The organism is Thalassoroseus pseudoceratinae (assembly GCF_011634775.1).
Lineage (GTDB): Bacteria > Planctomycetota > Planctomycetia > Planctomycetales > Planctomycetaceae > Thalassoroseus > Thalassoroseus pseudoceratinae.
On sequence record NZ_JAALXT010000010.1, the window covers coordinates 43011 to 57333 of the forward strand.

General features: G+C 52.3%; 15 protein-coding genes. 6 read left to right on the top strand and 9 right to left on the bottom strand.

Features of this window, described 5'->3' with window-relative positions; all coding sequences use genetic code 11:
• Positions 1-41 precede the first annotated feature (41 nt).
• The 9 genes from hoxU to G6R38_RS26250 form a co-directional block, all read right to left on the bottom strand.
• Positions 42-758, bottom strand: a complete 717-nt coding sequence (gene hoxU / locus G6R38_RS26215; protein ID WP_166831766.1) for a bidirectional hydrogenase complex protein HoxU — start codon at positions 756-758, stop codon at positions 42-44.
• Positions 755-2386, bottom strand: coding sequence for an NADH-quinone oxidoreductase subunit NuoF (gene nuoF, locus G6R38_RS26220; RefSeq protein WP_166831767.1), 1632 nt, complete (start codon positions 2384-2386; stop codon positions 755-757). The genes hoxU and nuoF overlap by 4 nt, the downstream gene beginning before the upstream one ends.
• Complete coding sequence (gene hoxE / locus G6R38_RS26225) at positions 2367-2888, bottom strand: bidirectional hydrogenase complex protein HoxE (protein WP_166831768.1); 522 nt, start codon at positions 2886-2888, stop codon at positions 2367-2369. The genes nuoF and hoxE overlap by 20 nt, the downstream gene beginning before the upstream one ends.
• Positions 2889-3235: 347 nt before the next feature.
• Positions 3236-4129: a universal stress protein gene (locus tag G6R38_RS26230; RefSeq protein WP_166831769.1), complete on the bottom strand. Its 894-nt coding sequence runs from the start codon at positions 4127-4129 to the stop codon at positions 3236-3238.
• A gap of 153 nt (positions 4130-4282) precedes the next feature.
• Complete coding sequence (locus tag G6R38_RS26235; RefSeq protein WP_261345429.1) at positions 4283-4465, bottom strand: CBS domain-containing protein; 183 nt, start codon at positions 4463-4465, stop codon at positions 4283-4285.
• A gap of 12 nt (positions 4466-4477) precedes the next feature.
• On the bottom strand, positions 4478-4678 hold the full coding sequence (locus G6R38_RS28520; RefSeq protein ID WP_390881479.1) for a CBS domain-containing protein: 201 nt from the start codon (positions 4676-4678) through the stop codon (positions 4478-4480).
• Positions 4679-4902: 224 nt separating this feature from the next.
• The gene (locus tag G6R38_RS26240; RefSeq protein ID WP_166831771.1) at positions 4903-5376 is read right to left on the bottom strand and encodes a hypothetical protein; all 474 of its coding nucleotides are present in this window, start codon (positions 5374-5376) and stop codon (positions 4903-4905) included.
• Positions 5377-5413: 37 nt separating this feature from the next.
• Positions 5414-5872 (bottom strand): hypothetical protein, encoded by a 459-nt coding sequence (locus G6R38_RS26245; protein ID WP_166831772.1) that lies wholly within the window; start codon positions 5870-5872, stop codon positions 5414-5416.
• A gap of 67 nt (positions 5873-5939) precedes the next feature.
• Entirely contained in the window at positions 5940-7313 is a 1374-nt protein-coding gene (locus G6R38_RS26250) for an NAD(P)/FAD-dependent oxidoreductase (protein WP_166831773.1), read from the bottom strand.
• 432 nt (positions 7314-7745) lie between these two features.
• Between G6R38_RS26250 and G6R38_RS26255 the strand changes: the two genes are divergently transcribed.
• The 6 genes from G6R38_RS26255 (at position 7746) to G6R38_RS26280 (ending at position 14309) form a co-directional block, all read left to right on the top strand.
• Positions 7746-8942, top strand: coding sequence for a protoglobin domain-containing protein (locus G6R38_RS26255; protein WP_166831774.1), 1197 nt, complete (start codon positions 7746-7748; stop codon positions 8940-8942).
• A gap of 40 nt (positions 8943-8982) precedes the next feature.
• A complete protein-coding gene (locus G6R38_RS26260) occupies positions 8983-9723 on the top strand; it encodes a response regulator (protein ID WP_166831775.1) in 741 nt (246 codons plus the stop codon).
• A complete protein-coding gene (locus G6R38_RS26265) occupies positions 9723-11198 on the top strand; it encodes a hybrid sensor histidine kinase/response regulator (RefSeq protein ID WP_166831776.1) in 1476 nt (491 codons plus the stop codon). The genes G6R38_RS26260 and G6R38_RS26265 overlap by 1 nt, the downstream gene beginning before the upstream one ends.
• Positions 11195-11782: an ANTAR domain-containing response regulator gene (locus G6R38_RS26270; RefSeq protein ID WP_166831777.1), complete on the top strand. Its 588-nt coding sequence runs from the start codon at positions 11195-11197 to the stop codon at positions 11780-11782. The genes G6R38_RS26265 and G6R38_RS26270 overlap by 4 nt, the downstream gene beginning before the upstream one ends.
• Positions 11783-12276: 494 nt before the next feature.
• The gene (locus G6R38_RS26275; protein ID WP_166831778.1) at positions 12277-12765 is read left to right on the top strand and encodes a hypothetical protein; all 489 of its coding nucleotides are present in this window, start codon (positions 12277-12279) and stop codon (positions 12763-12765) included.
• 89 nt (positions 12766-12854) lie between these two features.
• Complete coding sequence (locus G6R38_RS26280; protein ID WP_166831779.1) at positions 12855-14309, top strand: efflux RND transporter periplasmic adaptor subunit; 1455 nt, start codon at positions 12855-12857, stop codon at positions 14307-14309.
• The last annotated feature ends 14 nt before the right edge of the window (positions 14310-14323 follow it).

The following is a 14323-nucleotide window of genomic DNA, read 5'->3' on the forward strand; positions in this document are numbered from 1 at the left end:
CATAGACATCGCATGGGCCAACTGCAATGACATATCAATGACTAAAGCTCCCACAGTTGGTTCTCCCGTGCGTTGATGAGGAAATCGAGCTTGGCACGATTGTGATCCAACTCGGATGCCGTCGAACCTTTCTGAAAGATGGCTCCCGTCGGGCACGCCATGAAACATTTCCCGCACGAGGTGCAAGTTGGCGACTCGCCCCACGGTTGATTCATGTCGGTGATCATCTTCAAATTTGCTCCCCGACCGGAAATATCCCACGTGTGAGCACCTTCTAACTCATCGCACACTCGGACACAGCGGGTACACAGAATGCATCGATTGTGGTCCACACCAAATCGCTCATGAGACACATCAACTTCCCGTTGCGGGTAGGTGTATTCCAGTCGTTCGTGATCCACTCCCATCTCGACGGCGGCATCTTGCAGCTCGCAATTGTTGTTGGCCACACAAATCGAGCAGGTATGGTTGCCCTCCGCCAACAGCAACTCGACAATCATCTTGCGGTACTCGCGAAGTTGATCGGTCTCGGTGCGGATAGTCATGCCTTCGTTGACATTCAGGAAACACGCAGGCTGAAGCTGACGTGCCCCTTCGACCTCCACAAGACACATCCGACAACCGCCATGAGCCGTCAATCCCTCGACGTAACAGAGCGTTGGGATATCGATTCCCACCGACCTTGCCGCCTGGAGAATGGTTTCGCCGGAGGAGGCACTCACCAGCTGATCGTTGATAGTCAGCGTGACGACACTCATTGGCACGTCGCTCCATTGCTGTTTGCCTTCGCTGTCGTACTGTCGATGAGTCGAGACTCGTACTCATCCCGGAAGTAACGCAGCGTGCTCACCGTAGGATTCGGCGCTGTTTGACCGAGTCCGCACAAGCTCGTTCGACTCACCATGTCGCACAGTTTTTCCAGCCGTTCTAAGTCGGCTCGGTTTGCGGAGCCGTCGACGATTCGGCTAAGCAGTTGTTTCATCTGCACGGTTCCCGCACGACAGGGAATGCACTTGCCGCACGATTCGTCCATGCAGAATTCCATGAAGTAACGGGCGACGTCGACCATATCCGTCTGGTCGTCCATGACGATCATGCCACCAGACCCCATAATCGAGCCGATCTTGCCAAGCGATTCATAGTCGACCGGCGAATCAAGATGTTCTTGTGGAATGCAGCCCCCAGACGGACCGCCGGTTTGAACGGCTTTGATTTGTCCTCCGTTCGGAACCCCACCGCCAATTTCCTCGACAATTGTTCGCAACGGCGTCCCCAATGGAACTTCGACCAACCCGTTGTGGACCACGTTCCCAGTGAGACAGAACACTTTGGTACCAGTGGACTGCGGCGTCCCAATTTCGGCGAACCACTCGGCACCGTTGCGAATGATGTCGGGGACGTTGGCAAACGTTTCCACGTTGTTCAGCAACGTCGGCATTCCCCACAGGCCATGTTCCGCGGGATAGGGGGGACGCGGCGTCGGTGTGCCACGCTGCCCCATGATCGAAGCCATCAAGGCCGTTTCTTCACCACAGACGAAGGCTCCCGCTCCGATACGGACATCGATTCGGAAGTCAAACGGCGACGAAAAAACACCCGTGCCCAGCAACCCCATTCGCCCAGCTTGCTTAATGGCCTTGTTGAGTCGTTCGATCGCAAGCGTGTACTCACCACGAACATAGATGTAACCTTGGTTTGCTCCAATCGCGAAACCCGCAATCGCCATGCCCTCCAACACCCGATGAGGATCGCTCTCCAGAACACTGCGATTCATGAACGCGCCTGGGTCACCTTCGTCGGCATTGCAGACAACAAACCGCCGTTCGCCGGAATTCTTGGCGACGGTCGCCCATTTCACACCCGTCGGGTAACCAGCACCACCTCGGCCGCGTAGTCCACTGCGAGTTACGGTTTCAATGACGTCACTCGGTGCAAGCTCGAAGAGTGCTTGATGCAGTGCTCGATACCCGCCAGTGGCGATGTAACTCTCGATGCGTTCTGGGTCGATGCATCCACAATTCTTCAAAATCAGGGACGTCTGCTTGGCAAAGAACGGGTCTTCACGCTCGAAGGTTTCCGCCTCACCTTGCCCACCATTCAGCGTGGCCACAATGGAAGACGCATTGTCCGTTGTCACACGACAATACAACGGCCCGTCAATGTCCACACCAACCAATGGCCCCTGACTGCAAAGCCGCATGCATCCCACGCCGACGACGTTCACACGGTCAGCCATTCCGGAGTCTTCGACTGCTGTGCGGAGCGTGCTCAGAACATCATTGGAATTCGCCGACAAACACCCTGCCGCAATGCAGCACCTGATTTCACACGGCTTCCGGTCCGCGGCTTCCTTCGTGACGATGTTTTCAAGCTCCGTCAGATCCAATGGTCCAACCTTTCACTTGACTGCGGATATCCTCGTTGGTCTGATGACCGACAATTTCCTCGTCATAAACGACGACCGGAGCGTTACCGCATGCTCCAATGCAACGCGCGGTCAGCAGCGACACGCCTCCATCACCCGTGGTTTCACCGGGACTGATGCCAATCTCGTCGCGAACACACTCCAGCAACTCGTCTGCACCTTTGACAAAACACGCCGTCCCCGTGCATACCACACACGAATGCCGCCCTTTGGGTTTCAATGTGAAGAAATGGTAAAACGTCGCTACTCCGTAAACGCGACTCGGAGGCAACTTGAGTCGTTTGGAGACGAAGTAGAGTAAGTCGTCCTCAAGATACCCAAACAACTCTTGAGCCTTATGCAATACTTCAATCAATGCATCATGCCGATACTGGTGACGTTTCATCGCCACTTCAAGCAACTTGAAACGCTTGTCACCACTCGGATGGCCAGCAGTCTGTTTCGATGTCTGTTGATTTACCATCGGCTACCCTGTGATTCGTCGGAATCGACTAGTTATTGACGTGACCTAAGCGCATAGAAAAAGCCCCTCCACGTACGGGGAACGTGGTAGGAGCTTTCATAGCTCGGTCATGTATTACCAATCGGTAGCAATACAAGACGACCACCTCACGCTACCGTGGCGAAACCGAAGTGTAAAGTCAATTAACGATAAAGATTTGAAAAAGTTCTACGTCACGACTGGCCGTCAACAACTGAGGCACAATCTCATCGAATGAACTCGCCACAACAAATCTCCGGTACCAGCATCACAGTCAATGTGACACAATTATCTAACTTATATTCGAACTTTCATGTAGTCCTACGAAACTAGTCTTCTTTAGATCGCCGACGCACGATCCAGACCGAGCATGATGCATGAGTCAGCACTCGCTGCGATGTGCTACCTAAAAACAATTTCGCCATCGTATTCCGTCCGCGATCACCGGTGACGACTAGTTGAGCTTGTACCTGCTCAATGTAGTCCAAAATTTGATCAGCCGGTGAGTCGTTTGAGAAAATCTCAGTCTTTACTTCGGCTCCGGTTTCTTGGAGTTTCAACTTTGCTGCCTGAAGTTCTTGCTGCGCATGTTCGCGGTTTTGCTCCCAGATTTCCCGCGCCTTGAACAACGATTTTTCCCGATGCTCAAATGGAGGTGCGGTCACAGTCAGCACGGTGATCTCGACGCCTGGCCCCCACTGAATCGCGGCTAAAGTCTCCAACGCATTCCGAGCGGAAGCAGAACCATCATCGGCAACGACGATTCGAAACGAACTCTCTGGTGTTGTCGGTGGTGATGGGTGAACAACGAGCACCGAACACGGTGCTCGTTTGGCGACGTGAGTCGAGACGCTTCCCAGCAAAAAACGGCGACTTCGTGAAAGGTTGCGAGCTCCAAGGATAATCAGGTCGGTACCGTTTTCGGCGGCCGCTTGTAGGATTTCGTCCGCCGGGTCACCAATCGCAACGCGGGAAGATACATCAGCGTTCATACAAGCAAATTGTTCTGCTTCCGCTCCAATCCAGTGTTCCGCCTCAGTCTTAAGTTCAGCGGTGTACTCACTAAGGCTCAGTCCGTAGTCAAACTGCCAACTCCCTGAAAATGGGATATGCACAACATTGAGAAGATCTATTTTCAACGGTGAGGGAAAGTGGAAACGTGCCACAAGGGACTCAGCTTGTTGAGAAGGAACAGAACCATCAGTTGCCAATAGAATCCTCATGGCAAAATCCCTCCAGTCTAGGACTCGATAATAGTAACGTGTAGGGCTCGCAGAATGCCCTACCAAAGAAAGTCGCAGAACTTACGTGCGTTTAGAAACAAACCGAAGGTTCACCAGTTGGCGAAGGTCCGGCGGAAAGTGGTCTAAGTTGTGTTAATCCAACCAAAGCTCATAGTAGCGTTCCAGCGATTTGAGTAAGTCACGTTGACTAACAATTCTCAGCAGTCTTCCGTCTTTGACCACCGGCATATGCCGGTGTTGGGAATTTGCAAAGAATGACGCAAGTGCGCATACATCGTCTTCCGGAGAAACGCACATTGGATGTCTCCGCGTAATTGATTCAGCTGTTCATTGCTGGGACGGGATTCCCAAGAACATGTCATTTGACAGGTGTTCCAAGCAATCCTTTTCAGAAATGAAACCGACCCGTTGTTTCCCGCCGTTGCACTCATGCACGACCGGCCCATTGGAAATCTTGTGCTCTAGCAACATGCGAACAACCTTCAACAAAGACATATCACAAGTTGCCGTGCATGGATGATAATTCATCAACTCACTGGCCTTTGGGACGGAAATGTTCGCGTCCGACTTGGTTCAACTCCTGTGCACGAGAGGTTTCATAACTCCTAGGAGGTGGAAAAGACCTTTACAATTAGGAGGTGGAAAAGACCTTTACAATCCTTCCACATCTCGATGGGTTTGAACCTCGTAGTCGAAAAATCGAGATATGTTGATGACTGTCGGACCTTGCTACACCATGGGTACACAATTGATCACCCCTTGGAAATCAAGGTCGCGCGTACCCATTTGTGGCATTCGATACAACTAAGCGTTGTTCGTGTCCATGCCAAGGCAGCTCCGTCGAGATTCTTCTTACTTGCGGCATTCAACAGATCCTTCACGGCACCACGAAGTTCGGCACTGTGTTGACGATACATCACATCAGTCGAAACACGCCAGCTCTCCGCGGCACTCAGCTCCTGAAGTTTTGACGCGCCAGAGATAATCTTCCGGAAGTCCTCCGTACATAGCCCGTCCAAGATCTGGCTGGAAGCGTCTAACTTCCCCCGCATGAATTTTGCGAGGTCATTATTCGACGCTTTGGATTCTTGTTGTTCACGGCTCTTGATCGGTTGCCCCTTTCTGTTTTGCTCATCCTCAGCAAACGACTTGGACAACACGAAGCTGCCGATCCCCATCATGGTAAATACAATAATTGAAGATAAAACACGATAATAACGGGTCATAGAATCGCCTTTATAACCGACGTTTTCGATTGAACACCTAAAGATTGCTAGGCAATACATGTTGGATTTGGTTATCCCGCGGAAGGCTAGTCACCTCCGCACCGCGGATGTGCTCATGGCAGCGGATACAGGTCATCAACATCCGGACATGCGCGAGTGCAGCTCCATCGATATTCTTTTCGCTCGCTGCTTTGCTTAGCTGGTCGGTTGTGGAGCGGAACTCACGGCTATATTGATCGTACTTCGAACTACGAATGACCTGCCAATCAGTCGCCAAGCTCATTGTCTTAAGTTCCCGCGCCGCTTCAGACAATTGCTTAAAGTCCTCGACTACTAGACCTTCCAGCACATGGCTTGAAAGCTTTAACTTTTGTCGCATGAATTGCTGCACGGGCTTTATGACAGGAACTTCAGCCTGCACATCGCGCCCTTGCCGGCTATCGACGAACCAAAATCCGCCGATTGCAAAGGCAATCAAAGGAATGCTATATCGCATCTAATCGACTTTCTTGACTTGAGATATACTATTGCTTTACCGAAGTTGACAATCAATGTATGATCTATCAGTTGTCGATTGCTGTTAACGTTTCGAGATCTGAATACTGTGTTTCGGCAGAGCATTCGCAGGCTTCTTCCATGTGTGTATCGCAGCAAACGGGCTGTATGGAATCCGACTCTCGACAGACGACATTTCCGCACTTCTGACAGTGATAAAGAATCGAGTTCTGCGGTTTCGCAGCCATATAGGGCTCTCCATAGTCTTCCTTCCTTGAAGAACACCAAGGAGGCATATTCGTTTGTGGGGTCGTCAACTCCAGTTTTTCTGAAACCGTTTGGAAGGTTTGCATTGCGAGATGAGCCCATAGACTGGCGCGACCTGAAAAGACACTTAAGAGATTCTGCAAAGCCGGGGCTTCTTGGGAGTGATCGACGACAGTCGGCAACGGAGTGCGTCCCGGCTCAACATCATCGATCGACATTGCTTGAACAGTACTTCCTGCCCAACTCAAAGCCTGGTGTTCCTCCCGTCGAACTGAAGGGAAGAAACGCTCTACTTGTTCCCAGATCCGTTCAACTTCAGCAGGCACGACCTGTGTGTCGTCGCCATTTCCGACTGGCAACCATCGATTCAGTCCCAATATTGAGTTTGGCCGATGTGGAATATGACTGAACCCATCCGCATCGACAATACAAAATGGGCGCTGACAGAGTTCGGGGCGTAGTGCCAACAAATGAGCTTTCAGAACAACGAACTCGACGTCCGTCTGTCGCCCTGCGGTATGGGTGTGGAAACCGGGAACCAAGGCTCCCCCCTTTGCATTCCCCGCCAGAATGACGAGGCGAGCAAAAATCTGTTCCCCGCGAATCGTCTCTACTCCCAGAATTCGATCATCGTGTTGGATCAGTCGAGCGACCGGGGTGTCTGTCCGAATCTCGGCTCCGGCTTGTTGCGACGCTACTACTAGACGATGCAGTAACACATCAGTACGAATCGCTCGATCTGGTAGTTGATACGCGTGTGCCGTTCGCGGAATCGACAGATTCGGAAACTGCTTGGCCAGACCTTCGTAAGCTAGTTTCTGATACGAGATCTCGGCGGCTTCCCAAGCTTTCGTCCAACGGCTCGGGTCAGTGCCTACGTCAGCCGTCAAATACACCATCGTGCCACTATTGGGCTCGACGCACTCTGGGCAAAACGTCATTGTCTTTTGGAACGACTCGGAGCACTTCCTCGCTAGCTCGATTTGCGTGGGTGCGAACCATGCCCCGCTGTGGAGCCACCCTTGATTTCGTGTCGTTGCTCCAAAGCCCAACCGCGAGGCCTCAAGCAGCGTGACTGGCAGGCCCGCTTCCGCAAGCTGAGTCGCGATTGACAATCCTGAGATTCCTCCGCCGACGATCACAATCCGGTTTGAGGTTGTTGATTGAGCGCTCATTGTCGACTCCTTCGATGGGCTACGAAATCGAGAGGTGACAAACAAAAAAAGCCCCTTTCGCAGTGCAACTGCGAAAGGGGCGACCATTGCCCGAAATGTTGATCCTCCCGTTTCCGAGAGAATAAGAAGTCGTTGCCGATCGTAGGCAACAATTCTGATTCTATAATTCTGCCGCAGGTTGTCAATCTGGATCTGACAAGTATTGTTGAGCCTCAATCAAGTATTCGTACGCAAGACAGTTGCAAATTTGACGTCGATGACTCGACGCGAAATTCGTCTCACTTTCCGATCGCACCCTTCGGTGGTATAATCGTGCTGGTTGCTTACGACTGGTGGCCGAAGCCTTTGGCGATGAACGCCCGACCGACATTGATGATGTTTCGGTCCGGGCATTTTTTATGTCAATACTTCCAGGTCCTGCGAATCGCGCCGATGAATCATGACACTCTTTTTCAGCGCTATCAGAGTTTACAAGCGTATGTTGGTTGGTCGGAAGCCGATAGGGCTCGAATTGCGAGTGTCGCCGATGACCTTCGGCAAGATTTAGACTTGCTCGTCGACGACTTCTATCAGGAAGTTGAAAAGCATCCCGCTGCACGGAGAGTTATCACAGGGGATGTGGCACAAATTGCAAGACTGAAGAGATCGTTGACGCAATGGCTACTGGAGTTGCTGGCTGGTGTTTACGATGCCCAGTATGTCGCTCGCCGATGGCAAGTCGGGTATCGGCACGTCGAGATCGGCCTCGACCAGATTTACACTAATGTCGCTTTGTCACGACTACGCAGCGGTTTGCACGAGCGTATCGAGAACCTTGTAGCACAAGGTTGCTTGAGTGCTAAAGAATCACATGCTGTCAGCAAATCTCTGAGCAAACTCTTAGATCTCGATTTGGCGATTATCGAAGAAGCATACCAGGCGGAGTGTGTTCGTCGTCAGCAGCAGGTTGAAAAACTCGCGACCATCGGGCAGGTCGCCGGAGGTGTAGCCCATGAGTTGCGGAACCCACTGAACGTGATCAAGACTTCGATTTATTATTTGCTCCACGCGCGGAACGCTACAGAGGAGAAACGACTCGAACATCTCAACCGTATCGACAAGCAAGTCAGCATTGCCAACGGGGTGATTTCTGCATTGTCGAGTTTCGCGAAGCTGCCAGTCCCTTCGCTGGAATCGGTGGCTCTCGATCATTGGATCCCAACCGTGTTGGAAACGATTGAAATCCCCGAGTCGATTGAAGTCACTGTCGATTTTACATCCCCGATACCAGCAGTTTGGATGGATCCAAAGCAGATGCCGATCGTTCTGCGAAACCTTATCCAGAATGCATGTGACGCCATGCCGGATGGGGGACCATTGCATATTCGAACCACAACCAACGCTGGCCAAGTTTGTCTAGAGGTGATCGACAAAGGTCTGGGGATTTCCAACGAAGACTTGCCTCGGATAATGGAGCCGCTATTTACCACCAAGGCACGAGGCATTGGGTTGGGCTTAGCGATATCAAAAGCCATTGTGGAGAAAAATAACGCGGAGCTTCATGCCGCAAGCCAACCGGGAAGCGGGACGACGATGATCGTTCGTTTTCCTGTAGCACGACCAACCGAAACACGTGAAGACTCGCATTAAACGACTCTGTCAAATTTCGAGAGGTTCACTATAAATGGACATGACGAGCCGTCGCATACTTGTGGTCGATGATGATCCTGATAACTGCCACAATCTGTTCGATGTACTGACGGATTTTGGGCACGAAGTGGATATTGCTCATGACGGTCCAGCCGCATTAAAACTGGTCGAAAGCAAACCGTACGAAATCGCATTGCTAGACTTCAAGATGCCGGGGATGGACGGGCTAACTTTGTATCGCGAGATTCGCAAACTGCGTGCGGGCACAGTCGCGATGATTGTCACGGCGTACGCAACTCCCGAAACTCAACAGGAAGCATTGGAAGCCGGGACCTGGCGTGTGCTTGCCAAGCCCTTGGATTTTGGCCAGTTGTTAGCGCATGTCGAGACAGCTCTCAAGCAGCCTTTAGTGCTCGTCGTTGACGACGATCATAGTCTTTGCGAAAACCTATGGCAGTTGCTCCGAGATCGCGGCTACCGCGTGACTTTGGCTCACGATTGTGTCGATGCGACTCGCCGGCTATCAGAGCAAACCGAGTATCAAGTCGTGCTTGTCGATTTGCAATTGCCATGCGGCGATGGTCGTGACGTGTTAGAAGAAGTACGAAAGTCGAATCCAAAAGCAGGAACGATTCTCATTACCGGGAATCACTTCGAGTCAGTTCCAAAAGATCAGCAGGTCGTGTTGGAAGAGGCAGACGCCGTCTGCTTTAAACCGTTTGATGTCGCGTACCTTTTGGAAACGATTCAGCGGTTGGCTGAAGTACAGGAGGAATTGTAATGTCAAATGCTCCCGCACCGCTGCAGGTCTTCATTATTGAGGACGATCTCGACACTTGCAGCAACCTTTGTGATATCTTGGAGCTAGATGACAATCGGGTTTTCACCGCGCGTTCTGGTCAAGCTGCAATTGATTCTCCCGAGTTGGCGCTGTCGGCTGTCATTCTAGTAGATCGGAAACTTCCAGACACCTCAGCCGAGGAACTGATTCCCCAACTTCAAAAGAAGGCACCAGGGGCGGACGTATTGATTGTGACGGGGCACGCCGATTTCGACAGCGCTGTGGCTGCTCTTCGAAGAGGCGCTGTAGACTATTTGATTAAACCAATCGATCCCGATGTGTTACGCCTCAGTTTGCGGCGAATTGCCCGACATCGCGAGGCTGAATCTCAATTGCGGGAGGAACGCGAATTCGCGCGGAATGTCATCGAGACTGCACAGGCGGCAGTCCTGGTATTGGACACCGCCGGTCGGATCGTGCGGTTCAATCCGTTTCTCGAATCTTTGACAGGCTATTCGTTTGCCGAAGTCAAAGAACGGGATTGGTTCGAAACCTGTCTGCCCGAGTCCGATCGCGTTCACATTCGCCAGGTTTTCCAAGATGCTGTGGCCGGGCAAACAATCAAAGGCCATGTCAATGCCGTATTGACACGGGAGGGACGGGAACGGTCGGTGGCTTGGTGGGCAACAACTCAGAAAGACTCACAAGGAATGACTGTTGGCGTCCTTGCCATCGGACACGATGTGACTGAGTTGGAGGAAGCTCAACGACGGGCAGTGCAGTCAGAACGACTGGCGGCGATTGGTAAGGCGATGACCGGTCTGATTCACGAGAGTCGCAATGCCTTGCAGCGAAGTCAAGCCGGGTTGGAAATGCTGGCGAGGCGGTTGGTCGATAACCCCGAACTGCTGGATTTAACACAGCGAATTCAAAAAGCTCAAGATGATTTGCATCAACTCTACGAGGAAGTCCGTGAGTACGCGGCTCCGATTCGGTTGCGACGACAGGAAAGCAATCTCGCGAAGTTGCTGCATGATGTCTGGGACGAGTTAGCAACTCAGCATCAGTCGCGAAGTGCGTCCTTGCGAATCCGAACGATCTCTGCGGATACCGTGTTGCCGATCGACCGATTTGGCATTCGCCAAGTGTTTCGAAACATTCTAGAAAACTCGCTTGCTGCGTGTGCCGACCCGGTCGAGATTGTCGCTGATTTTGCCGCGGCCATGAAAGAGCCCACCCCAAGTTTGCGAATTACAATCCAAGACAACGGCCCAGGTTTGACACCTGAAGCCCGAGAGCGCATCTTTGAGGAGTTCTATACCACGAAAACGCGGGGCACAGGTCTCGGCATGGCTATTTGTCAACGAGTCGTTGAAGCGCACGGCGGACGCATCCAAGCCGGTGAGGGACCAGGTGCGGAACTGATCATCACATTGCCACACGTATATCCTGTGCATCAAGAGGTGTCTGCATGACCGATCCTCTGAAGATCGTCGTGGCAGACGATGAGCCGGAAATGCGGGAGTATTTGCAGGAGACAATCTCCCTACTTGGGCATGAGGTCATTGGTGCCGCCGCAACCGGCCGCGAGTTACTCATATGCTGCCGAGATTCGCCGCCAGACTTGGTGATTACCGATATCAAAATGCCCGACATGGACGGCATTCAAGCGGCCAACGAGTTGCGAAACATTCGACCGCTGCCAGTGATTTTGGTCTCTGCATATCATGAACCGGAACTAATCGAGCGGGCCTTGAATGATCATGTGCTTGCATTTCTGGTGAAACCCATCAAACAAGCGGATTTGGAAACCGCAATTGCACTCGCTGTTCGACGATTTCAAGAATTTTGTGCGTTGCAGCAACAGGCCGATGACTTGCGACAGGCTCTAGAAGATCGCAAGCTTGTCGAGCGGGCCAAGGGCATCCTCATGAAACGTGCCGCAATGAGCGAAGCGGACGCCTTCCGCCGGTTGCAGCGACTCGCGAGCGACAAGAACACGAAAATGGTGGAGATTGCCCGCACCATCGTGGTCGCGGAAGAGGCTTTCGGTGGGTGAGCCTCAAGATGAAATCTTTAGAACTTTTGCACCCTGCACCGCGCCCATTTTCATTTCCCGTAACGCTTGATTGGCGTCTTCAAGTCGATAAGTTTGGACTGTCGGCTGACGCGCCGATAATCTGCACGCAGGCCGAAAACTACGGTCTACCGAGCAGGGCGGCTTGACGATTCGAAGCCTGTGCAAACAGTTCATTTTGTCGAGGAAGCTAGGCGTACCAGAGAGGTTGAGTTGTTGCGAGTTGAGCCAATTTGACGAACCGTTTGATTTCCAACGAAAACGGGTCTCAGCCTAGGTGAACTTCCTCAAACGGGAACTGAGATTGTCTGTGACCTGCATCACGGGTGCCCTTGGATCGCGGGTTGCTCCTGAGAGGAGTTATACGGCCGCGTTGACACACGGTTTTTAGTTTGTCGCATCAAGATGAGAGTCAGTCTCAATTGACGCGGCGTTCGTAAAACAGCATTGTGCAGATATTGGCAGTGACTCGATCGGTGCGTACAATCGAACTTAAAGAGTCCGTAAAAATCGTGTTCACCTATCACCCCAACATGCACGCATTGCCTCAAAAATTCAAGCTGATTCAACGTCATGCGGCAACGTTGATGCTCGTCATGATGGTCTATCAGTTGGGGGCTTGTCCGTGTGGGTGTCTTGAGCACAGCGCTTGGGCCGAACTGCTGGGCACCGAGTCGGCGAATCACAGTGATGACGTCGCGGTCGGTGTGGATGGACGAAGCAGTGCCGTTGTCAGTGACGCCACACATGACTGCACGGGCGAAGCGCGAGTTCAGTATCTCAACAACAATCGCGTTCCAACTTTGCAAGGACCGTTGGCCGACGGCGTGTTTGTCGTGTTGATTGCAGTTGCAGTCTTGTCGCTGAATTCATTCGCTGCAAAGACGCATCGTTCTCGTACCGGTTCGAAGTTGGCGTTCGCTGCTGCGCTGGGACGTCCTGCGCTTCAGATCTACCTCGTTTAAAGAATCTCGGCAACCGTCGTGATATGCGTCGCACTTCCTGCGACTGACATGTCTTTCATCGTTCGGTCCATCCTGGCTGAGATTTTCAAATGACTGGTTCCGTATTCCTGCGCGCCGGTGGGCGTGTCATTGTTGCGTCGATCTTTCTGTCCTGCCTGTTCGCCGGTGGTACCGCCACAGGTTTGTGGCTTTATCCACAGGTCTTTCCGGCCACTGCTGTTCACGACGATCATGATCCTCATGAAGAGGAAGAACATGATCATGAAGAGCAAGACCACGTCGCGTTGACGAAACAAGCGTTTGAGAATCTCAATCTGCGACTTGGCCGACCAATCCATGGAGACTACTGGAAGTCGATTTTGGTGCCAGGGAAAGTCGTTGAGATCCCTGGTCGAAGCGATCTCGCTGTTTCGACTCCTGTGGCTGGTGTGATTGAATCCGTGACAGTGACCCCCGGGGAAAGCATCCCGATGGAGTCGCCACTTTTCGAGATTCGTCTGACGGATGAAGCTCTGTTGTCGGCGCAGGCAAAGTACCTTGAAACACTCACGCAACAAGAGGTCGCTCAGCAGGAAATCGAACGGCTGACGCCATTAATCGACTCGGGTGTCGTCGCGGGAGCAAAGAAGCGAGAACTGGAATACGAGGTCAAGCAACTCGTCGCCAAGCAAGTCACTACATTGCAAGAGCTGCGTGGGCGTGGCATGCCTGAATCGCAAATCAATGAACTTCGCCGTGGACGGACCTTGGCGTCCACACTGGCTGTTTTCGCTCCGAAGTTCGTCCGCGAAACACACGACAGAAAAGACACGCCGAATGGATATTCCATCGAAAACCTGTTGGTTCATCCTGGTAAGGCAGTGACGCGTGGTGAGTCTCTTTGCACAGTTGCGTACCACCAAAAACTATATGTCGAAGGAATGGCATTCGAAGCTGATCTTTCCGTGCTAAAACGAATCGCTCGGGAAGGGTGGCAGATCGATGCGGAAACGGTCGTCGATTCCCACACACACTCTCATGCGACGCCAGTTCAGTTAGATCTGCTCCGCGTTGACAATCATGTCGATGACGCCACGCAAACGGTGCGTTTCTTTCTCGAACTTCCAAACCAGGTGACGGAGACATTGACCGAAGACGGCCGCCAGTTTGAGCAATGGAGGTTCCGCCCCGGTCAACGACTGCACTTGCGACTGCCTGTCGAACGTTGGGAGAACCAGATCACCCTGCCGATTGATGCCGTTGTGATTGATGGACCGAACGTCTTCGTGTTTGCGGAGCACCATCACGATGACGATCCCGAAGTCGCAGAGAAGGGCTTGGAAGAGCATCCTCATGATCCCCTGCACGATTCTGACCATGACGTTTTTATCGAACTGGAATCCGTGCCAGTCCACTTGTTGCACCGCGATGACAAAACAGCTGTGATCGCCGATGACGGACAACTGCACGACGACGAACGGATTGCACTGAATAGTGCGTACAAGCTGTATCTCGCATTGAAGATGCAGGCCGGTGGTGGCGGTGGACATCACCATGATCACTGAGTGTCGCCCGTTTC

Excerpts from the sequence above, each read along its gene's own strand:
- hoxE (WP_166831768.1), bottom strand. The coding sequence starts at position 2,888 with ATGGTAAATCAACAGACATCGAAACAGACTGCTGGCCATCCGAGTGGT.
- G6R38_RS26245 (WP_166831772.1), bottom strand. The coding sequence starts at position 5,872 with ATGCGATATAGCATTCCTTTGATTGCCTTTGCAATCGGCGGATTTTGG.
- G6R38_RS26230 (WP_166831769.1), bottom strand. The coding sequence starts at position 4,129 with ATGAGGATTCTATTGGCAACTGATGGTTCTGTTCCTTCTCAACAAGCT.
- G6R38_RS26260 (WP_166831775.1), top strand. The coding sequence starts at position 8,983 with ATGACGAGCCGTCGCATACTTGTGGTCGATGATGATCCTGATAACTGC.
- G6R38_RS26270 (WP_166831777.1), top strand. The coding sequence starts at position 11,195 with ATGACCGATCCTCTGAAGATCGTCGTGGCAGACGATGAGCCGGAAATG.
- G6R38_RS26250 (WP_166831773.1), bottom strand. The coding sequence starts at position 7,313 with ATGAGCGCTCAATCAACAACCTCAAACCGGATTGTGATCGTCGGCGGA.
- G6R38_RS26265 (WP_166831776.1), top strand. The coding sequence starts at position 9,723 with ATGTCAAATGCTCCCGCACCGCTGCAGGTCTTCATTATTGAGGACGAT.
- G6R38_RS28520 (WP_390881479.1), bottom strand. The coding sequence starts at position 4,678 with ATGAATTATCATCCATGCACGGCAACTTGTGATATGTCTTTGTTGAAG.
- hoxU (WP_166831766.1), bottom strand. The coding sequence starts at position 758 with ATGAGTGTCGTCACGCTGACTATCAACGATCAGCTGGTGAGTGCCTCC.
- G6R38_RS26255 (WP_166831774.1), top strand. The coding sequence starts at position 7,746 with ATGAATCATGACACTCTTTTTCAGCGCTATCAGAGTTTACAAGCGTAT.
- G6R38_RS26240 (WP_166831771.1), bottom strand. The coding sequence starts at position 5,376 with ATGACCCGTTATTATCGTGTTTTATCTTCAATTATTGTATTTACCATG.
- G6R38_RS26280 (WP_166831779.1), top strand. The coding sequence starts at position 12,855 with ATGACTGGTTCCGTATTCCTGCGCGCCGGTGGGCGTGTCATTGTTGCG.